At 37.5% G+C, this 25,491-nt stretch carries 24 protein-coding genes and 1 riboswitch; of the genes, 3 read left to right on the top strand and 21 right to left on the bottom strand.

Annotated features, from left to right (window positions below; all coding sequences use genetic code 11):
• Window positions 1-29 precede the first annotated feature (29 nt).
• The 3 genes from hprK to NST91_RS05465 form a co-directional block, all read right to left on the bottom strand.
• Entirely contained in the window at window positions 30-965 is a 936-nt protein-coding gene (gene hprK, locus NST91_RS05475; protein ID WP_341330342.1) for an HPr(Ser) kinase/phosphatase, read from the bottom strand.
• A gap of 506 nt (window positions 966-1,471) precedes the next feature.
• Window positions 1,472-1,996, bottom strand: a complete 525-nt coding sequence (locus NST91_RS05470) for a GNAT family N-acetyltransferase (protein ID WP_341330341.1) — start codon at window positions 1,994-1,996, stop codon at window positions 1,472-1,474.
• Between the two features lie 54 nt (window positions 1,997-2,050).
• Window positions 2,051-2,941, bottom strand: a complete 891-nt coding sequence (locus NST91_RS05465) for a LysR family transcriptional regulator (RefSeq protein WP_341330340.1) — start codon at window positions 2,939-2,941, stop codon at window positions 2,051-2,053.
• 101 nt (window positions 2,942-3,042) lie between these two features.
• Here NST91_RS05465 and NST91_RS05460 point away from each other — a divergent pair, with 101 nt between their 5' ends.
• The 3 genes from NST91_RS05460 to NST91_RS05450 are packed head-to-tail and all read left to right on the top strand — an operon-like array spanning window position 3,043 to window position 5,770.
• On the top strand, window positions 3,043-3,279 hold the full coding sequence (locus NST91_RS05460; protein WP_341330339.1) for a hypothetical protein: 237 nt from the start codon (window positions 3,043-3,045) through the stop codon (window positions 3,277-3,279).
• Window positions 3,280-4,818, top strand: coding sequence for a sodium:solute symporter family protein (locus tag NST91_RS05455; protein WP_341330338.1), 1,539 nt, complete (start codon window positions 3,280-3,282; stop codon window positions 4,816-4,818).
• Window positions 4,796-5,770: a carbon-nitrogen hydrolase family protein gene (locus NST91_RS05450; protein ID WP_341330337.1), complete on the top strand. Its 975-nt coding sequence runs from the start codon at window positions 4,796-4,798 to the stop codon at window positions 5,768-5,770. The genes NST91_RS05455 and NST91_RS05450 overlap by 23 nt, the downstream gene beginning before the upstream one ends.
• 236 nt (window positions 5,771-6,006) lie before the next feature.
• Here the strand turns inward: NST91_RS05450 and NST91_RS05445 are convergent, their stop codons facing one another.
• From NST91_RS05445 to NST91_RS05360, 18 genes are all read right to left on the bottom strand, one after another.
• Window positions 6,007-6,372, bottom strand: coding sequence for a phage holin family protein (locus NST91_RS05445; protein WP_121446350.1), 366 nt, complete (start codon window positions 6,370-6,372; stop codon window positions 6,007-6,009).
• Window positions 6,372-6,572, bottom strand: a complete 201-nt coding sequence (locus tag NST91_RS05440) for a PspC domain-containing protein (protein ID WP_099352489.1) — start codon at window positions 6,570-6,572, stop codon at window positions 6,372-6,374. The genes NST91_RS05445 and NST91_RS05440 overlap by 1 nt, the downstream gene beginning before the upstream one ends.
• Window positions 6,573-6,804: 232 nt before the next feature.
• A complete protein-coding gene (locus NST91_RS05435) occupies window positions 6,805-7,905 on the bottom strand; it encodes a DUF4097 family beta strand repeat-containing protein (protein WP_341330336.1) in 1,101 nt (366 codons plus the stop codon).
• A gap of 14 nt (window positions 7,906-7,919) precedes the next feature.
• Window positions 7,920-8,234, bottom strand: a complete 315-nt coding sequence (locus NST91_RS05430) for a magnetosome magnetite crystal formation protein family (protein WP_121446353.1) — start codon at window positions 8,232-8,234, stop codon at window positions 7,920-7,922.
• A gap of 174 nt (window positions 8,235-8,408) precedes the next feature.
• Entirely contained in the window at window positions 8,409-8,732 is a 324-nt protein-coding gene (locus NST91_RS05425) for a hypothetical protein (protein WP_341330335.1), read from the bottom strand.
• A 181-nt stretch (window positions 8,733-8,913) separates the two neighbouring features.
• Window positions 8,914-9,414: a hypothetical protein gene (locus NST91_RS05420; RefSeq protein WP_341330334.1), complete on the bottom strand. Its 501-nt coding sequence runs from the start codon at window positions 9,412-9,414 to the stop codon at window positions 8,914-8,916.
• A gap of 121 nt (window positions 9,415-9,535) precedes the next feature.
• Entirely contained in the window at window positions 9,536-12,409 is a 2,874-nt protein-coding gene (gene uvrA / locus NST91_RS05415) for an excinuclease ABC subunit UvrA (protein ID WP_341330333.1), read from the bottom strand.
• A 7-nt stretch (window positions 12,410-12,416) separates the two neighbouring features.
• A complete protein-coding gene (gene uvrB, locus NST91_RS05410) occupies window positions 12,417-14,396 on the bottom strand; it encodes an excinuclease ABC subunit UvrB (protein WP_341330332.1) in 1,980 nt (659 codons plus the stop codon).
• A gap of 355 nt (window positions 14,397-14,751) precedes the next feature.
• The gene (locus NST91_RS05405) at window positions 14,752-14,979 is read right to left on the bottom strand and encodes a DUF2198 family protein (RefSeq protein ID WP_341330331.1); all 228 of its coding nucleotides are present in this window, start codon (window positions 14,977-14,979) and stop codon (window positions 14,752-14,754) included.
• A gap of 74 nt (window positions 14,980-15,053) precedes the next feature.
• The gene (locus NST91_RS05400; protein ID WP_341330330.1) at window positions 15,054-16,004 is read right to left on the bottom strand and encodes an ABC transporter substrate-binding protein; all 951 of its coding nucleotides are present in this window, start codon (window positions 16,002-16,004) and stop codon (window positions 15,054-15,056) included.
• The gene (locus NST91_RS05395; protein ID WP_341330329.1) at window positions 16,005-16,823 is read right to left on the bottom strand and encodes an ABC transporter ATP-binding protein; all 819 of its coding nucleotides are present in this window, start codon (window positions 16,821-16,823) and stop codon (window positions 16,005-16,007) included.
• Window positions 16,799-17,854, bottom strand: a complete 1,056-nt coding sequence (locus tag NST91_RS05390) for a FecCD family ABC transporter permease (RefSeq protein WP_341330328.1) — start codon at window positions 17,852-17,854, stop codon at window positions 16,799-16,801. Before NST91_RS05390 ends, NST91_RS05395 begins: the two co-directional genes overlap by 25 nt.
• Window positions 17,855-17,917: 63 nt before the next feature.
• Window positions 17,918-19,501: a peptide chain release factor 3 gene (locus NST91_RS05385; protein WP_341330327.1), complete on the bottom strand. Its 1,584-nt coding sequence runs from the start codon at window positions 19,499-19,501 to the stop codon at window positions 17,918-17,920.
• Window positions 19,502-20,113: 612 nt separating this feature from the next.
• Window positions 20,114-20,199, bottom strand: a riboswitch (cyclic di-GMP riboswitch).
• 23 nt (window positions 20,200-20,222) lie between these two features.
• Window positions 20,223-20,792 carry a DNA-binding protein gene (locus NST91_RS05380; RefSeq protein ID WP_341330326.1) on the bottom strand — a complete coding sequence of 190 codons (570 nt, stop codon included), beginning with the start codon at window positions 20,790-20,792 and terminating at the stop codon, window positions 20,223-20,225.
• Between the two features lie 186 nt (window positions 20,793-20,978).
• A complete protein-coding gene (locus NST91_RS05375) occupies window positions 20,979-21,434 on the bottom strand; it encodes a DinB family protein (RefSeq protein WP_341330325.1) in 456 nt (151 codons plus the stop codon).
• Between the two features lie 322 nt (window positions 21,435-21,756).
• A complete protein-coding gene (locus tag NST91_RS05370) occupies window positions 21,757-23,178 on the bottom strand; it encodes a S1C family serine protease (protein WP_341330324.1) in 1,422 nt (473 codons plus the stop codon).
• A 120-nt stretch (window positions 23,179-23,298) separates the two neighbouring features.
• A complete protein-coding gene (locus NST91_RS05365) occupies window positions 23,299-24,702 on the bottom strand; it encodes a sensor histidine kinase (RefSeq protein ID WP_341330323.1) in 1,404 nt (467 codons plus the stop codon).
• The gene (locus tag NST91_RS05360) at window positions 24,699-25,400 is read right to left on the bottom strand and encodes a winged helix-turn-helix domain-containing protein (RefSeq protein WP_341330322.1); all 702 of its coding nucleotides are present in this window, start codon (window positions 25,398-25,400) and stop codon (window positions 24,699-24,701) included. Before NST91_RS05360 ends, NST91_RS05365 begins: the two co-directional genes overlap by 4 nt.
• Window positions 25,401-25,491 lie beyond the last annotated feature (91 nt).

The following is a 25,491-nucleotide window of genomic DNA, read 5'->3' as shown; positions in this document are numbered from 1 at the left end:
TATCTCATCTCCCTAATTTATTGATTTTTTTATATGTCATCGTGCTCCCTAAATTCAATTGTATGTGAAAGACGATTTGAGAAATCCTCTGCAGCATTCAAACCCATACGTTTAAGACGGTAATTCATCGCTGCCACTTCAATGATGACAGCTAGGTTTCGCCCAGGACGAACTGGAATTGTGTATTTTGTTAATTCAGTATCGATGATTTTCATTTTTTCTTCTTCAAGTCCAAGTCGGTCATATTGTTTTGTCTGATCCCAAAGTTCTAGATTGACCACAAGCGTAATCCGTTTATAATTTCGAATTGCACCTGCTCCGAATAAGGTCATGACGTTGATGATTCCAAGACCACGAATTTCAAGGAGATGCTCAATAAGCTCAGGTGCGCTTCCAATAAGTGTATCATCATCTTCTTGACGAATTTCTACACAATCATCTGCAACAAGTCGGTGTCCGCGTTTGACAAGTTCAAGCGCTGTTTCACTTTTACCCACACCACTCTTACCAATGATTAGCACCCCTACTCCGTATATATCCACTAGAACACCATGGACAGCTGTTGTTGGAGCGAGCTTACTTTCTAAAAAGTTTGTAATTCTACTTGATAGTCTTGTTGTCTTCATTTGTGCTTTGATCACCGGAACAGATTCACGCTCGGAGGCTTCAATCAGTTCTGGTGGAACTTCTAAATCACGCGAAATAATAATTGCAGGAGTGATATCAGTACAAAGCTTTTCCATACGGTATCTTTTTTCTTCAGTAGACAATTTATCAAAGAACGTCAGCTCAGTTTTTCCTAATAGCTGGACTCGCTCTGAAGGATAGTAATCAAAAAATCCTGCTAGTTCAATACCTGGTCTAGATATATCACTTGTTGTTATCGGGCGATTCACTCCTTCTTCCCCACTCACCAATTCTAATTTGAACTTTTCGATTAAATCTTTTGTGCTAACTTTTGGCACATCTGTTCCTCCTTGATTGTGATTCATGTAGTTTTTAGTTGTTACTGCGTATTTTTAAAGCCCTCTCATTTTTTGCTTAAAAAGACTGTATTTTTTAAAATTAAATTTTTCAAACTCATTCTCCTATTTTAGCATTTTTCTGTGTAAGGCCAAAACTTTTCTGATTTAAATTGCAGAAGAATGTAGGGGAGTTGTGTTTTAAGAGGTGGATTGGGAGAATTAGCTTCTGTTTTCTTGTGGGAGAGAAGGTCTCAGAGACAGATTGAACAGTGAACTCATCTAATTTGTCTTCGAGAGACGGCCTCAGAGACGTTTGAACGGTGAACTCATTTAATTTGTCTTTGAAAGACGGCCTCAGAGACAGTTTGAACGGTGAACTCATTTAATTTGTCTTCGAGGGACGGCCTCAGAGACAGATTACCAAACTAACTCTTTGGTTTTGTCCGCGAGAGGCAGTCTCAAATACAGATTGCATGGAGAACTCTTATATTTGTCTTTGACTATTTTCATTTTACTAGTGAATAAACATTTGTATCATACGCAACACCGTTTTGGTACATATAGTTCCTTAAGATACCTTCTTTTTCTAATCCAAGTTTTATTAACAATTCATTTGATGCTGCGTTTTCAAGAAACACTATGGCACCAATTCGAGTTAAGCCTAGATTGTCAAAACCGTAAGAGATTACTTTTTTAACAGCCTCTGTTGCGTATCCTTTTCGCCAGTATTGGGGCTGTAACTCATAGCCAATTTCTGCTCGCATATGCTTGGGGGACCAGGCATTAAATCCTATGGTTCCAATAAGTTCATTGGTTTCTTTTAATTCAATTCCCCATCTTACTCCACGTTTTTCTCTATAGTTTTTTGCAAAGAATTCAACAAATTGCTCTGCTTGTTCTTTTTTGGTTAGTGGATCTTGTCCGTAATAACGCGTGACATCATTGTTTGAAAAACAGATGAAGATTGCTTTGGCATCGCTAAGTACGATCTCTCTTAATCTAAGTCGTTCGGTTTCTAGTACTGGAAACATGCTTGTACTCCTTTCACAAAACATGATAATAACCTAATCTATCTACGTTTATATTTAAAATTTATAGGTATCCCTAGCAATTTCAATAAAGTTTTTAGCAGCAATTGATAAATAATTTGCACCACTATATATAATCCCTATTTCCCACGGGATATTGGGAGTTTTAATCTTTATCTCCTTCATATTTTCTCTCTCAAATTTTGAGATTAAAATCCTTGGGACGATAGCAATTCCGAAATTAACACCAACAAGTTCTAAAATTAAATCCCACTGAGAACTGTTTAGTACGATTTCCGGTTCGAAAGCACTTTCTTCGCACATTTTTAAAAAAAATTGATGAATCATAAAATCATTTCGAAAGCAAATAAACCGCTCATTTTTCAAATCTACAAAATCTATTTCATCATAGTTTGCTAATCTATGATTTTCGCTTACACAAATTACAAATACATCACGGTAAATGATATGAGATTTTAATGAAGGATTTTTAGTTGGAAGTACTGCAAATCCAACATCAATATCTCCCTTTAGTAGGCCTTCTTCAATTTTTAATCCCCCACCTTCATATATAATATTTTCAATATATGGATAGGTATTAATAAATGAAGTAATAATTTTAGGAAACAAAAATGATCCAATAATAGGAGGTAATCCAATATGAATTTTTGATATGTAGTTTGTATTCTGTTCTGAAATATGTTGTTCAAGAGATTTCCATGTTTTTAAAAGATCGATTATATACGAATAAAATATCTCTCCTTCATTAGTTAAAGTAAACCCTCTTTTTCTATTAAAAATTTGGATATTATTTTGTTTTTCTACTCGCTTAATCATTTTACTGATAGTCGGTTGGTTGATATATAACTCATTTGCTGTTTTCGTTATATTATTTGTTTCCATAACTCTCTTTAAGATTTTCAATTCTTCTATTGAGATATTATCCATTTTACACCCCTACCTATTCCCTGATGGAATATCGTTATGAAAAACATGCTATATACATAATAGTCTAAAATTTCTTAACATGTAAATAAGGAGGGGTATATGTGAGAAAAACAAATGCAATTCTATTAAGCTTATTTTTTGTTTTGTACGCGGCAACATTTTTGCCAAATATAGGTCTTTTTAACGACTTAGCTTTTTGGGGTGTATTACCTGAACCTTTGGCCTTTACTCTTATCATTAATGTAATTAATACTATTTTAATTTTTGTCATTTATTTTAAAGTATTTAGGCCATTTGCTCTTCGAATGGAAAAACGAATAACAGAGGAGAGGGATTAAATGAGTCAAGCCGTAGTCACAATAATCATCTTAGCAATATTTTTAGGTATATTACTTATTATTAGTAACTATGCATCTAAGTCAAACGTTGCAACTCCAAATGATTTCTACTTAGCTGGCCGTGGTTTAGGTACAATTGTTATGACAATGACTACGGGTGCAAGTTACTTCAGTACTTGGACATTGTTAGGGTCTATCGGTCAACATTACCGTGACGGTGTATGGTTCGTTGCTTTTGCTGCTTGGGCAGTTTTACACGCTCTATTTATATGGATATTTGGAGCAAGAATTTGGTATTTTGGTCAGAAGCATAAGTATATAACCCCTGGTGACATGATGGAGAAATACTATCGAAGTCCAGGACTGAAATTATTATTTGCGGTTGTAGGGATTATTGGTTTAGTACCCTATATGTTAATTCAAATTACTGGGGGCGCTCAGTCTTTGAATAGTTTAACCGCTGAAGCTATTCCTTATTGGGTTGGCGTATTAATTATGGGATTATTTGTTGGGATTATTGTTTTCTTAAGTGGTGGTAGGGGTGCTGCTTGGGGCGATACTTTTATGGGGTTCTTTTTTGGATTTGTATTATTATTTGTAACGCTAACATTTCTATTTAAAGCTGGGGGATTCGACGCCTTCAAAAACATTGCAGAAATAACCCCTGAAATATTAACAAATAAAGGAAACTTCTGGGGTGTGTTGGAAACAGCATTAGGCTTAGCTTTTGGTTTTTGGATTATGCCTCATATGTGGCAAAAATTTTATTCTGCAAAGTCACCATTAATATTAGCTAAAACTTCAATTATTACACCATTTTGGAACTCTTGGTTAATGGCCCTAGGAGCATTGTTTATTGGGATCTTAGCACATTATCCAGGGCTAGTTCCAGGATTAACTTCGGAAAATAGTGACCGAATTATACCACTTTTCTTTTCAGGTTATCCAGTAATTTTTGGTTCGATCATTGTAGCAGCAATTATTGCCGCAGGTATCTCCACTATCAATAGTGCATTATTATCATCCGCAAGTTTACTTGTAAATGATATATATATACGTTTTTTCGCAAAAGATTTATCGAATGAAGAATCAACTAAAGTAGCTAAAACAACCATTATTATCATGACAATATTTACAATGTTTATTGCATTTTTACCTGTTGCACAAGGATTTTTAATTCCAATCGCAGCTTTAGGTTATGGTATTGTATTACAATTAGTCCCTGCAGCTTTCGGAGCGCTCTTATGGCGTAGAGGTACAAAAATAGGCGCAATTGCTTCTATCTTCGTAGGAGAAACAACTTTAGTAATCAATACATTATTTTCAATTCCTCTCCCGTTTGGAGCGGCAACTGCTGGTTTACTTTTCGGTCTAATCACTTTCTATATAGTAAGTATGATTACGAAAGATGCTCACCAATTAGAAAAGGATGCAGTACATGATGATTTAATAGAAGTCTTATATGGTAAAGAATCACAAAATAGGAAAATTAACATTTATGAGGAAGGGATTACACATGGAAATGAAGCAAAGTTGTAAAGTGGCTGTGGTACAAGCAGGTGGAATACTTTTTGATACAGAGGCTACAGTAAAAAAAACTATTGAACTTATTGAAGAAGCAGGTAAAAATCAAGTAGATTTAATTTTATTCCCCGAGGCTTTTATTGGAGGATATCCCCGAGGGCTAAATTTTGATACGTATGTAGGTATTAGAACTGATAGTGGTCGAGATGATTTTTTTCGATACGCGAATAGTGCTATTGAAATTCCGGGTAAGGAAACAGCACAAATTTCAGAAGCAGTTAAAAAAGCTGGAGCCTATGTTGTCATCGGTGTTATAGAAAAAGAAAAGAATTTTCGAGGTGCAAGTTTATATTGTACAGCAATTATTTTTGGACCAGATGGGAAAATTTTAGCTCAACATAGGAAACTAAAACCAACCGGATCTGAAAGATTAGTTTGGGCAGAAGGAGACGGTAGTACACTCCCTGTAGTCGAGACACCATTTGGACGTATAGGCGTTTTAATTTGTTGGGAAAATTATATGCCACTTGCCCGAGCAGCAATGTATGGAAAAGGTGTGGATTTATATTTAGCACCCACAGCTGATGCAAGAGACGGCTGGTTTGCTTCCATGCAACATATTGCTTTAGAAGGCCGATGTTTTGTATTATCATGTAATCAATATATGACTAAAAGCGACTATCCTGAAGACGTGAGGAATCGTCCATTCTTTTTAGACTTGGAAGATGAATTATGTAGAGGAGGAAGTTGTATTGTAAGTCCATTTGGTAGTTTTATAGAACAGCCTTTTTTGGGAGCAGAGAAAATTTTAATTTCAGAACTTGATTTATCCCAGCTTACGAAGAGCAGATACGATTTTGATGTAGTGGGACATTATACAAGAAATGATGTTTTTAGTTTAACAGTTAATGAAAAGAAACAACAGTCTGTAGTATATATACAAGATGATATAAATATAGAAGAGTAACCAAAATAATGATTACCAAGGTTTATGCCTTGGGTTTAGTTTTTGATTAATTTATTGAATTGAAATTTATAGTGGTGTAAAAAACCATGTATTATAATCCATTTTATTATATTTCATTTGATTCCTATCAGCGATCAAATTTTTGATATGGTAATTTCTTTTGAAATGTACTTAGTTAAAATCTCATTTTATATCTATGGAAAAATGCCTACCACATTTGATAGGCATTTTTATAGTTATTTCTTCTTTTTCTCCTGAAGCGGTTCGACGATTACTTTTTGTATGAGTAAATTTAGAATCGAGATAATAACTGCTGCTAGTAATGCTGTGCCAAAGCCTTCGATGACAAAGGAGTCACCCATTAAGGACTGTGTCAGCATTAAAGTAAGTGCATTGATCACAAATAAAAATAAACCTAATGAGAGTACTGTAACAGGTAAAGTTAAAACGATGAGAATGGGTTTTACGATTACATTTAAAATCGATAGGATTACGCTTGCTGTGACAGCGGCGCCTACGCCTTCAAGATGAAACGTATCGACATATCCTGCTACAACCATTAGTACGATGCTATTAACAATTATGCTAGCAATCCATCTCATTATCTATAGACATCTCCTTCATTTGGTACAATAAACAACCAAACGAGATAAATAATCCCTAATGAACCTACGCCTAAAATGAATCCGACTACAGCAAGTATACGTAATAATGACGCATCGATTCCTGTATAATCCGCTAGGCCTCCAAGCACTCCTCCTAGCATTCTATTTCTAGTGGAGCGGTATAATTTCTTTTTCATTGTCAACACCTCAAAGTAGTTTTATCCCGCATTAACTGGTAGTAAGACCCCCACTACAAGTTTATAGGGATAACCAACAAGTATTTTTTTGGGGGCAAACTGCCAGTAAAAGCCCGAATCAATGTACAAAGACTAAGAGCGACACATCCTGTGTCAACGTCTTTTTGACCCACTTCGTGTGGCCTCAACTAACATTCAGTAGGGGATGAAGACCCCCTTACTGAATGAAGTTTCACTTTATCGTAATAGAGCCTGTTTTCGTCTCAGCAAAGAGATGTAGCTTTGGCACTTTCTCTTCATTTGCTTTAAACCGTAGAGACTTCTGAACAACTTCATTTTTCTCTTCAATGATTGACATCATTGGAAGCTCTGACTTGAAGCTGCCGAGATTTGATTTTAATTCACCGTCAACTTGATAGTCATTTGCGACAAACACATCAATGCTCCCAGTGGTTGTTTTTACATACGCAGTGTGGCAGTTATCTCCTTGAATGTCGCAAGTGATGTTTCCGTTAAAGCTTTGGAGGTCAACTTTCTCAAAACGTCCAGTTGCTGTGACAGTCCCATTTAATGTTTCCGCTTCAAAGTCTTTACTTGTGATTTGATTTGCTTTAATGTGACCATTTGCTGTTTCTATTTCAACCGATTCTGTATCAAAATTCGAAATGGTGATTGCACCATTTGCTGTTTTTGCACGGAAATCCTTTACTCGTAAATTTTCCCCAGTTATCGGTCCGTTAAACATGCGTGTCTTAATACTTTCATAATTTTCCTGAGGAACATATATTTTTGCATGAACCTTCATTTGCTTTTTCTGGATTGATAGGCGAAGTGCACCGTTTTCGATGGAGAAAAGAACATCCTCTAAAAATGCTTTGCGTGCACGTTCCTGGTTATCAATATTATATACTTTTGCTTCACATTCAACGCGGACATCCTTCTCTTCCCACGGAATAATTGTGATACTTCCATTCGAAACGTCTAGGTCAAGCTTGGTAATATATACGTCCTTATGCTGAAAAATATGTTTCACTTCTACTGCATTACCAAAATTGAAATCGAGATCGAGGTCTTTAATTTTTTTCAGAGCAGTGTCGATAAAGTCCATAAATTTGTGTTTCGCAGAGCCCTTGCTTTGATATGAATGTTGGTGTTGCTGCTGGGATTGCTCATACTGGACTTGAGTCGAAAGCTCTGTCTTGATTTCCTGTGCTGGATCTTGGGACTGGCTCTCCTCGCCAGAATGGAGTTTTTCAATTAGAACGATTGCTTCCTCAGCTGTAAGTTTTCCCTCTTCAACTAGTTTTAAAATACGTTTTTGTTCTTCTTTCATGGTTCCTTCCTCCCTTAAAGTTCTTCTTGAGCTAATACTTGAATTCCTTTTACAATGTTCCAAATCACAATTCCGACGTTAATGATCGCTAATAGGATGAACACTAGCACCATAGTAGCTACAAATGCCTCCACAGACCATATAAAGAAAAACGGAATAATGATAAAAACGATTGTTGCTACTGGAATAATATGTGAGATTAACGCATGCAAGGCATGCCTTTTTACTACTGGATTTTGAACTATGATATAAACAACGAGTGGTAAAATAAACCCCGCAAAGAAAACACTGAAGTAACACAACGCTGCAATTAATTTGTCGGTATTCACTCTTCATCTCCCCTTTATACCTCTATATACGATAACGAGATATAATTGGTTTCAAGATTTTATAAAAATAAGCCTGGAGTCTTAGATAACAAAGGGAGCCACCTTGATATATCGATGAAAGAATCGGGTGAATTTCTCCTGACTCAAAAAAATCCAGGGGTCATCCCACTGGATTTAATGCTTAGGCTTGCTTTCTAAAAGTCCCTTAAAGTTTTCGCGGTAATGCCATGCTAATATTCCTTCAAATACTGTGATAATAATAGCCAATGGAAGCAACTCTGAATCTACAAAGATATGAAATGTTAAAATATTGACTATCAAACCTGCTAAAACAACCAAAGCTAACGGAACATACCTATGAATAATCAGTAAAACACCAGTGATGATTTCAACACCTTTTTCCAATGCTAGAAAATAGCCATCTCCCAAAAATTCCATCGCAGCAGGGCTGGCTTGTTGGTGCAAATGGCTCAAATCCAAATAATACAGCATACCCATTTAACCCTGCTCCTAAAAATATGGTCCCCAACAGAATTTCAATAAAGCGAATGGTGATTTTCATCATAATCCCCTTTGTATAGTTATTAAATAGCCAATTTCAAATGATTACCTTAAAGACCCTTACAGTAATATTTACGGTATTACACTTCTGTTAGAACTAAGAAGGGTGAACTTCGATTTACTTTTTGTCTAACTCCCTTGCAAGAATCGATTGGCGAAACCCCTTTTGGCGAATGAATTCTTTCATTTCTTCTGTGCTCATGTAGGAAAGGCGGATATGATAATAATTAATGTATTCAACCATAGCAAATCCGTATAAGAAAAGGTACCAATATAGTCCTTTAGAAAAAGTAGCTTGGTAGACTAGGAAAGGTAAACCCACTACAAGTAATACCAGATTACTTTTCTTAAAAAAACGAAAACGTGATAGATAACTGTCAGGTAAAGAAGAACTGTTGCCTTGTTTGACCCGTTTCCACTTCAAGTACCAATAATAACTACCTTGAAATAAAATGTATTCCAACATACAGAATGCAAATAGATGAGGAATAGTGGTTAAATAATGAGCAGACCATTCAAAAGTTGGAATATATAGGAACCAGAGGACCGCGAATAGAATGGCAGCTGATAATTCTCCTGTCCAAAGGCCAAATAGTTTTTTCTGAGCTCTTGCTTTCATGTGTATCAACTCCACCTATTAAATAAGAATCTATTAGTAGAGTACCATAATTTTCCTACTGGGGTATGTTTTCATTTAAAAAATCCCGTTCTGCTTCTATGCGCAAAACGGGATTCTACATTTATTTAGAAACTGTCTCTTTTTCTTTGATTAATTCTTTCATACGCTGACGGTCGCGTTCAAGGACTGGTTTTAGATAGCGTCCGGTGTGGGATGCTTTGATTTTTGTAATTTCTTCTGGTGTACCTGTTCCATTGATAGTACCGCCTTTGTCTCCACCTTCAGGACCGAGGTCAATAATGTAGTCCGCGGCTTTAATAACATCGAGGTTATGTTCAATGACGAGAACTGTGTCCCCATTTTCAACTAATCGCTGTAAGACCTTAAGCAATCTTGAAATGTCATCTACATGTAGGCCAGTTGTTGGCTCGTCTAATATATAAAACGACTTGCCAGTTGAGCGACGATGTAATTCAGATGCAAGCTTCACGCGTTGTGCTTCTCCACCAGATAGAGTTGTTGCGGGCTGTCCTAGTTTAACATAGCCTAGACCAACATCATATAAGGTTTCAATTTTCCGCTTGATACGTGGTATGTTTTCGAAAAAGGATAGTGCATCCTCAACAGTCATATTTAATATATCTGAAATGTTTTTGTCCTTGTATTTAACTTCTAATGTTTCACGATTATAGCGTTTCCCATGACATACCTCACAAGGTACATAAACATCTGGCAGGAAGTGCATTTCGATCTTAATAATTCCATCACCACGGCAGGCTTCACAGCGTCCGCCTTTAACATTGAAACTAAAACGGCCCTTCTTATAACCTCTTACCTTTGCTTCATTTGTATTAGCGAACAGATCACGAATATCATCAAAGACGCCTGTGTATGTAGCTGGATTTGAGCGAGGTGTTCGTCCAATTGGCGACTGATCAATGTCGATTACTTTTTCTAATTGTTCAATCCCTTTAACTTCCTTGTGTTCACCAGGTTTTGTTTTGGCTCGATTCAGTTTTTGTGCCAATGATTTGTGGAGAATTTCATTCACCAAAGTACTCTTACCTGATCCTGATACACCTGTAACAGCAATGAACAGACCAAGTGGAAACTTAGCTGATACATTTTTTAGGTTATTTTCCTTTGCACCGATAACCTCTACATATCGTCCATCGGGCTGTCTTCTTTCGCTTGGAAGTGGGATAAACTTTTTACCCGAGAGGTATTGTCCCGTTAAGGAATCTGGGTCTTCCATTACTTCTTTAGGAGTTCCCGCAGCGATAACCTCTCCCCCATGAATTCCAGCTCCCGGTCCGATGTCGATTAGATAATCAGCAGCTAACATCGTATCTTCATCGTGCTCAACAACTATTAATGTATTCCCAATATCTCTCATTGTCCTTAATGTATCAATCAGTCGGTCATTATCTCGTTGATGTAATCCTATTGACGGCTCGTCCAAAATATAGAGAACACCGGTTAAACGCGAACCGATTTGAGTAGCTAGTCGAATCCGTTGAGCCTCACCACCTGATAAGGTACCTGCGGCACGACTTAGAGTTAGATAATCCAATCCAACATTGACGAGAAAACCGAGTCGTTCTTTGATTTCACGAAAAATAAGGTTCGCGATTTTCATATCTTTTTCAGATAGCTCAATAGTAGTGAAGAAATCAAAAGCTTCATTAATAGAAAAGTCTGTAACATGAGAAATATGTTTTCCTGAGATTAAAACAGCCAGACTTTCCTTTTTCAATCGATATCCTTTACATGTAGGGCAAGCCCGCTCAGCCATATACTTTTCCATTTGTTCCCGGATATAATCGGAGCTTGTTTCATTGTAACGTCTTTCTACATTTCGAAGGACACCCTCAAAAACGATATTATTTTCACGTTTCTGACCAAAGTCATTCTCATAATAGAAGTAGATTTCCTCCCCATCACTTCCATAAAGGATTTTATCCATCAAATGCTTCGGGATATCCTTAACAGGAATATCCATATCAATCCCGTAATGATTACAAACTGATTCAAGTAATTGTGGGTAATATTGAGAACTTGTTGGCTCCCATGGTGCAATTGCATGCTTTCGAAGTGATAAATCCCAGTTCGGAATCACGAGATCTGGATCGACTTCAAGCTTATTGCCTAAACCATCACAATCGGGACATGCACCGAAAGGGCTATTAAAAGAAAACATTCTTGGTTCAAGTTCCCCAATCGAAAAACCACAAATTGGACATGAATGAAGCTCACTAAACAAGAGTTCCTCTTCCCCAATCACATCAATAATTACTTTACCTCCGCCTAATCGAAGGGCAGCCTCAAGGGAATCAGATAGTCTTGCCATTACACCTTCTTTAACTACAATTCGGTCAATGACAACCTCAATTGAATGTTTTTTATTCTTTTCCAGCTCGATGTCATCTGATAGCTCAAGCATTTCACCGTCGACACGAATTCTGACATAACCTTGTTTTTTTATATCCTCTAAAACTTTCACATGGGCACCCTTACGACCTGATACAACAGGCGCGAGTACCTGCAGTTTTGTCCGTTCTGGGTATTCTAAAATACGATCCACCATCTGCTCAACGGTTTGTGATGTAATTTCGATTCCATGGTTAGGACAAACCGGTTTTCCTACTCGAGCATATAATAAACGCAAATAATCGTAAATCTCTGTTACCGTTCCAACAGTTGACCTTGGATTCCGACTTGTTGTTTTTTGGTCAATCGAAATCGCAGGTGAAAGACCCTCAATTGAATCAACATCGGGTTTATCCATTTGGCCTAAAAATTGACGTGCGTATGCAGAAAGTGACTCGACATAGCGCCGTTGTCCTTCTGCATAAATGGTGTCAAATGCAAGGGAAGATTTTCCTGAACCAGATAGACCAGTCACGACAACTAGTTGATCTCTCGGAATCGTAACATCTATATTTTTTAAGTTATGGGCCCTTGCTCCTTTGACGACTATTTTATCCAATGCCATGTTTGTGTCATCCTTCCGCTTTTAACTCCAAAATTAAATCACGTAATTCAGCTGCTCGTTCAAAATTAAGTGCTTTTGCAGCTTCCTTCATTTCATTTTCCATTTCAGCAATTACTTGATCGCGTTCCTTCTTCGATAATCCAGTTAACTTAGGTACTGTTTCATAGGTTTCTGTATCTTCAGCTGCAGTTGTAGCACGAATGACATCGCGAATATCTTTTTTAATAGTCTGTGGCGTAATACCATGCTTTTTGTTATATTCCTCTTGCATTTCACGACGACGTTTTGTTTCATTAATCGCAATTTCCATTGAGTTCGTTATCTTATCTGCATACATGATTACTCTACCATTAGCATTTCGAGCGGCACGACCAATAGTTTGAATGAGTGAGCGTTCCGAACGCAGGAACCCTTCCTTATCCGCATCCAGAATGGCAACAAGTGAAACTTCAGGAATATCCAGTCCTTCACGAAGCAGGTTAATCCCTACTAGTACATCATGTTTACCCATACGTAGATCACGAATAATTTCAATCCGCTCTAGTGTTTTTATTTCTGAATGCAAATAGGTTACCTTAATCCCAACGTCCTTCAAGTAATCTGTTAAATCCTCAGACATTTTTTTCGTTAAGGTAGTAATCAGGACTCGTTCATTTTTGTTTACACGGTCTTGGATTTCACCTAATAAATCATCAATTTGACCTTGAATTGGTCGAACTTCAATAATTGGATCAAGTAATCCAGTTGGACGAATAATTTGTTCAACCATTTCGTCTGTATGCTCGATTTCGTAAGGTCCAGGTGTAGCAGAGACGTTAATGATTTGATTGATATGTTTTTCGAACTCCTCAAAACGCAAAGGGCGGTTATCCAATGCTGATGGAAGACGGAAGCCGTGATCAACCAGTACTTGTTTCCTTGCCTGGTCACCATTAAACATGCCTCGAATCTGAGGCAATGTAACGTGCGATTCATCAACGACAATTAACAAATCCTCTGGAAAATAATCCATTAAAGTATAAGGTGTTGAACCTGGCGGGCGTAAGGTTAGATGACGTGAATAGTTCTCAATACCTGAACAAAAGCCCATTTCACGCATCATTTCAAGATCATAATTTGTCCGTTGTTCAAGACGTTGTGCTTGTAATAATTGACCATCTTCACGAAGTTCAGCTAAACGTTCTTCTAGCTCTGCCTCAATATTTTTGATCGCAATTTGCATTTTTTCTTCACGGGTTACGAAGTGGGATGCCGGGAATATCGCAACATGCTCACGTTCACCCAGTATTTCACCAGTTAAGGCATCAACCTCACGAATCCGATCAATTTCATCACCAAAAAACTCCACGCGAATACAGTGCTCATCACGTGAGGCGGGGAAAATTTCAACAACATCCCCTCTTACACGGAAGGTTCCGCGACGAAAGTCAATATCATTTCGTTCATATTGAACATCGACTAATTTGCGTAAAAGCTCATTTCTCTCGATTTCCATTCCCGTTCTTAATGAAACAACAAGTTCCCTATATTCCTCAGGAGAACCCAAGCCATAAATACAAGATACACTGGCAATAATGATGACATCGCGTCGTTCAAAAAGTGAAGATGTTGCAGAGTGTCGTAATTTATCAATTTCATCATTCACACTTGAGTCCTTTTCGATATATGTATCAGATGATGGAACATATGCCTCTGGTTGGAAGTAGTCATAATAACTAACAAAATATTCAACAGCGTTATTTGGAAAGAACTCTTTAAACTCACTATAAAGCTGACCTGCCAATGTTTTATTGTGGGCAATGATAAGTGTCGGTCGATTTACTTCCTTGATCACATTCGAAATCGTAAACGTTTTTCCTGTACCCGTAGCACCTAATAAGGTTTGAATTTTTTTGCCAGCTTTGATTCCATCAACAAGCTGTTGGATTGCTCGTGGTTGGTCACCCTGTGGTGAATACTTTGAGATTAACTCAAATTGATCCTTCATTTACGTTCCTCCCATCCATTCTTTTGTTTTTATGTAATTTTCCACTGACTTTTTCTTGATAGAAATATTGTACCACAAACTGACCTAAAACAAACAAAAATACGAACTGATATTCGATTTTTTATTTATTGAAATATAGTTTCTAAGAAAATATAACATACTATAATTTGGTAAATAGGTTTACTTTGAAGGAGATTTATATGATAAAAGGTGATCCTTTATTTAATTTTTTTATTCATTGAGGGGCAAATAGAAGTGTCGAGATTAAATAAAAGCATTTTTCAGTGTAGAGAAGTTTGATAAAAATCGAAGGAGTTTCAAAGACGAAAGTCCTTCATCAACTCGATGAAGGACTTTATTTTCCCGCTCTTTTTCCCATATTTCTCGCATACATGAACCCTGCACCCAACGATAGAATATCCGCAGCGATGATAATCGCAGAATCGGCATATCCTTTATAAATAGACGCAACGATAAGGGCAACCACTAGTAAAAACCCCACATAATGGTTATAGGTCACTCTTGTAAAGAAAACGACGAGTACACCAGGAAGGATGAGCGCCAGCAATAGTTTTAATAGCATTAAAATTCGTATCCTTTCAATTTCATATCTTCAATATAGCAAATCAAATTAAGGAATTCACGTGATTACTCCTGCTATTTAAACAATTCCGGATAGAATCCTTTAGCCAATGTTTCAACTGCATACGCCATACGGTTTCCTGGTAATACACTCTCTAATGAAATAACGACAAACTTTTCATTTTTAACACTTTCAAGTTGTGAAAGTGCTGGGTCATTTTTGATATCCTTTATTTTTTGCTCAATCGAAGGAGCGTCATAATCGTGAATCAGAATGACATCTGGCTGCCTTGCAAGTACTTCTTCGTAGCTAACTGTGGTCCATTGTTTGTCTGTGATATCATTAAAAATATTTCGGCCGCCTGCTAGCTCTATTAATAACGTTTCAAAGTTTGTTCCACCCGCGGTGAAAATGCCATTCCCCCCACTATCATATACTAGTACATCAATCGGCTCATGATCGGCCAGTTTCTCCTGTACACTAGTAATTCGTGCCTTTTGTTCTTCAACAAATGACTCCGCTCGATCTTCAATGTCAAAGATCATAGCGATATCACGTATTTCCTGATAAATCTCGTCCATTGTTGTGGCTTTATTCATATATACGTTGATTCCATAGCTTTCAAGCTCATCCACGTCTAGACCTTCACTACCAAATTCCCAATCAATGCCGTAAATAAAATCTGCCCCACTCGTTATCACAGCTTCCCTTGTTGCAGATCCGTACGTAAGCTCTGGAATCTTCTCATAATCGTCCTTGTATTCAGGCAAAGCACCGCGGCTATGATTGTCCAAGCTGTTTCCAATTATATAATCAGAGAGTCCTAATGCAATAAATAATTCGGTTGCATTCGGTCCTAGGGTTAATACTTTCGAAGGTTTCTCAGTAAATTCTATTTCTCTCCCATAGTTATTAATGACTAGAGCTTCTTTAGATTTGGTAACGGAGCCGTTCTCTGTATTAGAGCCACATCCTGTTAATACCAAAACAAGAATCCCAGCCAATAGCAAAACTACTTTTTTCATTTAATTATCTCCTTCTAACAAACTGACAGGTAAATAGGTAATCGTCACTTTTTTCGTAGTTGGATGAATCGCTACATCAGACCTGACCCCGTAGATTTCGTATATCGATTGAGACGTTAATACTTCTTCAGGCGTCCCTGCCATCAAAATACGCCCATCCTTAACAACATAAAGTCGGTCGCAATATAGAGCAGCAAGGTTTAAATCATGGATGGCGGATAATACTGTTACACCTAGCCCTTTAATCAAATCAAAAATTTGTAGCTGGTGTTGGATATCCAAGTGGTTTGTTGGTTCATCTAGTAATAATAGATCCGTTTGCTGCGCAAGCACTCTACCTAGTAAGACACGCTGCTTTTCTCCGCCTGATAGATTGATATAGTTACGTTTCTCCATAACAGACATACCAATTTGCTCAATCGCATTTGCAACAATTTCTTTATCTTTTTTACTGTCACCATCAAAAAATCCTTTGTATGGGCTTCGTCCCATTGCGACGATTTCTTCAACTTTAAAGTCAAATGGGATCACATTTTCTTGTCCAACAACACCGATTTTTTTGGCAACTGCTTTAGGGTTCATTTTATATACATTCTCTCCATCTAAAAAAACAACACCGGAATCAGGCTTAAGTCCACGATACAGGTTTTTTAAGAGAGTCGATTTCCCACTTCCGTTTGGTCCGATGATTCCGACAAATTCACCTTTAGAAACATACAAATTCATATCTTCAATAATCTGTTTTTCATTCAATGAAAAATTCAAATTCTCAACCAGTAGTTTCAATTTTTCACCTACTTCTTTGTTTTTAATAACCAAATGAAGAATGGCCCTCCTATTAATGCGGTTAATATCCCAATTGGCAATTCTTCAGGTGCGATCACCATTCTAGCGGCGACATCTGTCCACACGACAAAAATTCCACCTAGTAAGGCACTTACAGGAAGAACACGTTTATGATCTGAACCAACAAGAAGTCTTGTGATATGCGGAACCATTAAACCGATAAATCCGATTGAGCCACTCACCGCTATCGTGACACCAGCTAAAAGCGAGGCAACAAGGATCAACAGTTTATGTAATCTCCCCACATTAAAGCCTAATGTTCCCGCTGTTTCGTCACCGAAAAGCAAGGCATTGAGAGCACGATATTGGCTCATTAAAACAATCATACAAATCACTGCCACTATAAGAGGTAGCGTTAAATAACCCCATTTTGCTCCTGCCAAGCTTCCTGACATCCAAAAGGTGGCATTATGTAAGCCTAATGCATTCGGAGCACTTAGCGTAATCGTTCTTGTCAATGCATCCATCATCAGTGCGATGGCGACACCTGAAAGCAAGAGATGAGTAACATTGATTCTTCCGTTCACCCTTGAAAGGGTATAGACTAAAATGATCGTCACAGCAGCGCCAATAAACGCACTGATGGAAAGTGAATAAGTACCAAAAATCGAAAAGGCACCGAATAACATACCTAAAGTTGCTGTTGCAGATGCACCTGATGAAACACCGAGAATGAATGGGTCTGCAAGATGGTTACGTACCAATGCCTGCATAACTACACCTGTTATCGCTAATGAAGCACCTACAATCATTCCTAATAACACTCTTGGTAAGCGCAAGCCCCAAACAATATTAAACTCAACCTGTGTCCAGTTATTTTCAATAGTAAGAAAGGGAAGTTTGGAGAAAAGTATTTCGATGACCGTGAGCGGATGAACAGAGACTGGCCCTATACCGATTGAGAAGAGGATAGAAAGAGTGCTTACTATCAACAGTAGTATTGTAATAATCTTCATATTCGGTTCATCTTGATTGATGATCTTTTGAATATAATTCCTTTTCATACCAATTCCTTTCTAAATAAACATGAACGCTCAGAAGTTTCCTGAGCGTTTTGAGTCATGTTTTTACACACCTTTATAGTCATTGCTTTCATAGAGGTCGATGAGTTCAACGTCCTTGTTTTTATCTTGGAAATACCGATACGTAAAGTCGTTTTCAAATAACACGACATATCGGTCGTTACGGTCCCGGACAAGTAGACTTCTTGAATCAAATAGACGAGTATCTACATCTTTATTTCCAATCCATCTTGGGATTCTGTTTCCAAGTGAAGTGAACTCAACAGAGACATTATATTCTCCCTCTAATCGATATTCAAACACATCATATTGAAGTTGACCAACCGCACCAAGAATGAACTCATCACTTGATTCCTGTCTGAATAATTGAATTGCCCCTTCTTGAACGAGCTGTTCAATACCTTTTCTAAATTGCTTTGCCTTCATTACGTTCTTCACACGAACCTTACGATACATTTCAGGTGGGAACACAGGTAGTTCCTGATAATGCATATCTTCTTTACCTGCTGTAAGTGTATCACCGATTTGGTAGACATTTGGATCATAAATCCCTATAATATCTCCAGGATAAGCCTCATCTACTGTTTCCCGACTTGCTGCCATAAACTGCTGAGTTTGATTGAGCTTGATCGATTTTCCTGTACGAGTAATATTGACACTCATTCCACGTTCAAACTTCCCTGAGCAGACGCGAAGGAATGCAATTCGGTCGCGGTGCTTCGTGTTCATGTTTGCTTGGATTTTGAAAATATAACCTGAGAACGTTTCGTCCTCTGGTGGAATTAAGCCAAGATTTGTTTTACGTGGCTTCGGTTCTGAAGCAAATTGTAAAAATGTATTAAAAAACGTTTCTACCCCAAAGTTTGCGAGCGCACTACCAAAGAATACGGGCGTAAGTTCACCTTTGGCTACACGTTCCACATCAAAATCATTTCCTGCTTCATCTAATAAAAGTAACTCATCTTGTGTACTTTCATAAATCGGATTATCTGTAATTTCAGGATGCTTACCGTCCTCAAGCTCCTGTAATGAAATAATTTTTTCATCTTCATTTCCAGTAAAATGTACAAATTGATTGTTGTAACGGTCTACAATCCCTAAGAATCGTTTCCCCATTCCAACTGGCCAATTCATCGGATAAGACTCAATACCAAGGACCTCTTCAATTTCGGCTAAGAGTTCAAGTGGATCTTTTCCTTCACGGTCAAGCTTATTGATGAATGTAAAAATTGGAATGCCTCTCATACGACAAACTTTAAATAGTTTAATCGTTTGTGGCTCGACACCTTTCGTGGAGTCGATGATCATCACAACACTGTCCACAGCTGTTAACGTACGATAGGTGTCCTCACTGAAGTCCTCGTGTCCTGGTGTATCAAGAATATTGACATAAAAGTTTTGGTATGGAAAACTCATCACACTTGATGTAACTGAAATCCCACGTTGCTTTTCAATCTCCATCCAGTCTGACGCAGCAAATTTTCCTGACTTTTTTCCTTTTACCGTACCTGTTTCACGAATTACATTACCAAAATATAATAATTTCTCAGTCATCGTCGTTTTACCGGCATCCGGGTGGGAGATGATGGCAAACGTTCTTCGTTTTTGAACTTCATCTATATAGCTCATGTAAATTATCCTTCCGTTATCGCAGATTGTTCGAAAGTTCAAAAAGTCCGGTGAAAATGACACTGCGAATTTCTTTGTTGGCTTGTTTTTACGCTCCTTGGAAAGGAAAAACACCTTTCCGGAATGCGAAGAGATTCACTGAAAGCAATTACTTATGCTTACGTATAACCACAAACGCTCCGCTCCTCAAAACTGCGCCGCCTCGAAATTCGTGGTCCTTTTCATCCTCTTTTTGAACACGTAATTGTATCTAAAAAAATATATCACAATTAAAAAGGAACTACAACGAGAATTGATTCCAATTCCGCATAGCAAAGGTTCGAAAATAAAGCGATTCTGTGATTTAAATCACAGAATCCTATTTAGGTTCGCACTATACTAAAGATAGAAATAGAAAAAACTATAATGAGGTGAGAGTTACATGTTTGTAGCATATTTTCTTGTTTTTAGTCTTATTCTAGTTTGTGTCGGTTTTGCAATGCAAATTATGAAAGGTGTAAAAGAAATAGATAACAATTCACTGGATCAATAATGTAGAAAAAGAAAATGGGAGAACTAGTTCAACTAGTATCTCCCATTTTTTCGTCATCAAATAAAGGAACCCTTCCATTCTATAGCAACCCGGCCACCATAGAGTTATCCTCCTTAGGCCCGTGGCTTTGCGTCATTGTCTTTCAACAATTTTGCCTTTTGTATAGTTTGGTTTTTATCAATGATGTATTTATTTCACTGCTTGATTCATACGCTGGTATTTACGTTGGATGCTAATTGGGCTACGGTTTAGTCTTTTCCCAATATCGGAAAACGGAGTACCTGTTGCCACAAGCTCAATCATAGAGTTAATTTCTACTGTAGTCCACGCCCGGTAATTGACCCTCTTTTGCTTTGAACGCTCTCCTTCCACCCAACATGGTTCAGGAACGATTGCATTTTTTTCAATTTTTGAAAAGTCAATTCGGCTTTTGTTCCTCTTTGCCCAATCCCAAAAATCCTCGGGTTTAATAAAGTAAAATTTTCGAGTATTTCGTGTTGCTTTTTTTGTGTACCTTAGTCCATGGTTATCAATCCATAGCTTTACAGACTTTGGATCAATTTTTAATAGAGTTGCCAATTCGTGCATAGTCAATTGACCAGTAAAGGATTTCGTGTTCGAAAGCCCTAATCTTTTAATCTTTAACTCAACTGCCGTTTCCGTCCTACGAAGGTGATTGGCAATGGTAGAGATTTTCATACGGCCTACATTATCCTTCAAAAACTCTATTTCTTCATATGTCCATGTTCTCTTCTTCAAATCAAAAATCCCCTTTTCATTCTTAATAGCACTAAGAATGAAAGGCCTTTTGATGACATACTCTTATCATATCATACTATTGAACTAAAAACACACTGACATTTTTATTTTCACAAGAATTGTCAAGTGCTTTTTATACTTTTATAGTATACAAGTTGAATGTGCATCTTTCCGGATAGTAGCTACTTATTTTTGAAGCATAAGCTTCATCGCATGAATTTGGCCTAAATGGTAGGCAATATGGAAGAGTGCTAAGTTCGTTATTTCACCAAAGGTTTCCAGCCCAAGAAAGGGTTGTTTCAGCCTTTCTTCCAAACGTTCAACAGGAATTTGCTGTATTCTAGTTACCTGTTTGGTAAATTGATTTACAAGATCTGTTTTTGAGGGAATATCTCCATTCCAATCTGCAGGACTAGTTCCTTTAGCAAATAGGTTTATGTAATTTTCCGGTAGAGAAGTAGATTTCTTCGGATAATCAAACATGAACTGCTCATTGACCGTAACGAGATGACCTACATGCCAAAGAATTGTATTATTAAAACCCTCCGGTTGAATATTAATTATGTCGTCTGTTATATCCTCTAGTTCGCCAAGGAAACGACCTTTTAATACTTCAAATTGCTTCAATAAATAGTGACTCATTGTAAACCCCTCCTAGTTTTTAAGTGGTAGTAATCTATATGGCATTTGATGTTATTTGAGACCAGATTATTGCCTTATTAAGTCATCTGTATTCATTTTTCTTTTGAAAGCATTTTAAAAAATGCGTGATGCTTAGGTAATAGTTAGTAACATGCATAATTCCTATGGTCTAGAGCGTTTGCATATATATTTAAATTTTCTGTCAACAACCAATACACGCTGTCGTTTCCCGGGAAATGGTGTCGGCAATAGAAAAAAATGTCGGAGAGTTTCCCTCAGCAAATAGACCCAAATCTGATTCGATTTGGGCCCTTTATGTCAATTATTCAATTCCAGTCGTATTGCTTGTTAAAGTTAATGATGCTGTTTCGAGCTTTCCACCTCGGTAGAAGGTTAATTCAATTTGATCACCTATTTTTACTTTTGAATATAAATATTTGCGAAGGTCCATCGAACTTTTAACTTCGGTATCATTGATTTTCACAATGACGTCGGTCATTTTCAAACCAGCTTTTTCTGCTGCAGAATTTTGAGCAACACTTGTAACTATGACGCCTTCCTTAACATCATTCGGAAGGTCAGCGTAATACATTCTTGGAACTTCAGCAAGGTCCGCTAAACCAATGCCGATAAATGGACGATCAATTTTACCATTATCAATCAGACTGTTAATAATCGGAACAACATCATTACTTGGTATCGCAAAGCCTAATCCTTCTACCCCGCTGTTCGCAATCTTTAAGCTATTAATTCCAATCACTTGTCCTTGTGTATTTAAAAGAGCACCACCACTATTACCAGGGTTAATGGCTGCATCAGTCTGAATAACGTTTAATTCCCAACTACCTGCAGAGGTATCAACAGAAATGCTTCGGTCTTTCGCACTTACAATTCCTGAGGTAACTGTTCTTGATAAATCAAGTCCAAGTGGGTTCCCAATCGCAAATACCTGGTCACCAGGTCTTAGTGTCCCAGAATCACCAAATGGAAGAACCGCTTCGATATGTTTTGAATCTATTTCTAAAACGGCTAAATCGGTTAATGGATCTGTACCAATCAACTTAGCCATTGTTTTTTCACCATTATGAAGAGAGATTTCTACCTCATTTGCATTTTCGATAACATGGTTATTCGTTACAATATAAGCTTTATCTCCATCTTTTTGAAAAATAACTCCAGAGCCAGTACCGCTAGGAATATTTTGTGAGTTACTTCGGTTAAAAGGATTTTGTTGGGATTGCATACTTGTAATTCCCACGATTCCTTTTGATGCTTCTTCCACCATATCAGCGATAGAAGAAGCCGAGTCAGATACCGCGGTTGGTTGGATTTTAACTGGTCCAGACGCTTCAATAACCTCAGAGTTCTGCTCTGTTGCAGGTGACTCTGAATTGAAATATCCCTGGAGACCGTCAATATGTGGTGCAACTCCAAGCGTTAATGCTGAACCAAGGACACCTGCAGACACCATGGATAAAAAGCTTTTCATTTTTGAGTTTGACTTTTTCTCTTTTGGTCTTGATGCACGAAGTGTCGATTCTTCGCTGACCGCTGATTGCTGTACAGTTTCAGTTTGAGCGTGTTCAATTTGTGTTGCTTCTAAGTCATTGTCTTCTACCTCTGGTTTGATATCCTCTTTTTCCTGTTCGGACTGAATCTCTGTAGAATAACTTTCCTTATTATCTAGGTTGTTAGATTGATCATCTGTATGTTTAAATTCATCAAAACGTTTTTCGTTTTCCATTATGAATTCCTCCTTGACTTACTCCTTATTTATATCATAGTCAAAAATTATGAACAAAATATTAACAAACCTTGAAAAGAAGTGGAAATATAAGCGAAAATCCACCATTATTATGATGGATTACGTTACTGGAAATCGAATTTCAAACTTGGTTCCTTTTCCTTTATCACTCGTGACCTTAATCTTACCATTATGAAGCTGGACCAACTGTTTTACGATAGAAAGTCCTAGGCCGAATTGACCAAACAATGTACCCGTTCGTGAGACATCCGCTTTGTAAAAACGATGCCAAATATTTTCTATTTCCGATGGGTCAATCCCGACACCCGTATCTTCAATTTCGATAATTGTTTCATGTTCTCCTACTTTTCCACGAATCCAAATAACTCCATTATCAGTAAACTGGATACTGTTTTTTGTGATATTAATTAGTATTTGTATTAAACGATCGTAATCTGCTGTAATCATTAAATCGTTAGGAACATCAATCATGATTTGATCATTTTTTTCTTCTGCTTGTGGTTCAAGTGTATCTTTAACAATCTCAAACACTTCAATTAATTCGATTGTTTCCTTTTGAAGCGTAACCTGGTTGGAGCGAATTTTTTCATAATCCAGATTTTCATTCACAAGACGAATAAGACGCTTTGTTTCCTGACTTACCAATTGAACGCCTTTTGCCTTTTCATCATCTGGTATCAAGTCATTACTTAACCCCTCAATCACCCCGCTAATGGTTGTGAGCGGAGTCCGCAATTCATGGGAAACATCGGCCATAAATTTCCGCCTTCTGCTTTCAAGGCTTTCAATTTCCTCCATTGATTGTTGCAAGCGCTGCGCCATTTCATTAAAATCTTTCGACAACTCACCAATCTCATCAAAATCAGATGAAGGCAATTTAATGGAATAATCTCCAGCAGAAATCATTGAGGTCGCTTTCCTTAAACGTCTGATACGCTTTACATGAACCGTCGACAAAATCCAACTCATTAATAGAGCAACAGCCAATGCTAAAAACATCGTATAAAATAAATACTGGTTAATATCATGAATCATTTCCTGTGTCCCACTGATTGGTGACGCAAGCAGAACACCGCCGACAAAAGTTTGACCAACCATATAAGGCATGACAATAAATGTCACTTCTTGCTCAAATCGCTTGTAATCCTGTTTGACTGACACGATATGCCCACTTCGGACCTTGTCCCATTCCTTCTTTTTCAACTCCACTTGCGGTACAAATCCACTGGCTGTACTTAGACTTACTCCATTTTCATCAAATACAGTAAATAAAATATTTCTCTCACCAAGCATGTTTGAGTATTGACGAATTAATGAATCGACATTAGATGTACGACTAATATCAGAAATGATGTTTTCACCATAAGTGGTCAGTTCTTCGACCTTTTCTTCGAAGACGAGGTTCCCAACGTAATGTGCGAACACAATACTTAAGATTACAAAAGCAACCACAATCACACTTATGTGACTAACAAGCTGTTGAAACATGTAGCGAAATTTCATTTGTCTTCCTCAACAGTCTCATCGAATTTATAGCCAACACCCCATACGGTATGGAAAAATGGCTGATTTGCAGTACCTAATTTTTTGCGGAGTCTCTTTATATGTACGTCGACCGTGCGCTCATCTCCGTAAAATTGGTAACCCCATACGCGATCTAATAATTGTTCTCTAGAAAATACCTGTTTCGGATGCTGCGCAAAATAATACAATAAATCAAATTCCTTAGGCGTTAAATTCGTGATTGATTTCCCATTCAGAATAACTTCCCTTGTAATTTTATTTATTTTAAAATGTTCTGTTTGAAGGGTCCCCGTCTCTACGTTCTCTGAAGGCTTACTATTGTAGCGTCTTGTTACCGCCTTTATTCGTGCCATTAACGCAAGTGGGCTAAATGGCTTTGTGACATAGTCGTCTGCCCCCATCTCTAGGCCTAGTACCTGATCAGATTCACTATCCTTTGCGGTGAGCATAATAATTGGAACCGTGCTTTTTTCTTCACGAATTTTCCGGCAAATGGTAACCCCATCCATACTAGGAAGCATCCAGTCAACAATGATTAAATCCCAATTCTCCTCTTTAAATCGGTTATAGCCCTCTTGTCCATCATGGACAAACTCACCTTGAATACCTTCCTTTGAAAAAAACATTTCTATCATCGAGCAAACACTCTCATTATCTTCTATAACAAGAACTCTCATATCTCCAACTCCTAATAAAAAACCCTAGATACTTTTATTTTACAATATAAATGCCTTTTATTAAAAGAAGGGGCCTCCATTGTTGGATACG

This window comes from Ferdinandcohnia sp. FSL W7-1320 (assembly GCF_038050315.1).
Taxonomy (GTDB): Bacteria; Bacillota; Bacilli; order Bacillales; family Bacillaceae_L; genus Ferdinandcohnia; species Ferdinandcohnia aciditolerans.
The sequence above is the reverse complement of the archived record's forward strand: the minus strand, read 5'-3'. Positions and strand labels throughout refer to the sequence as shown.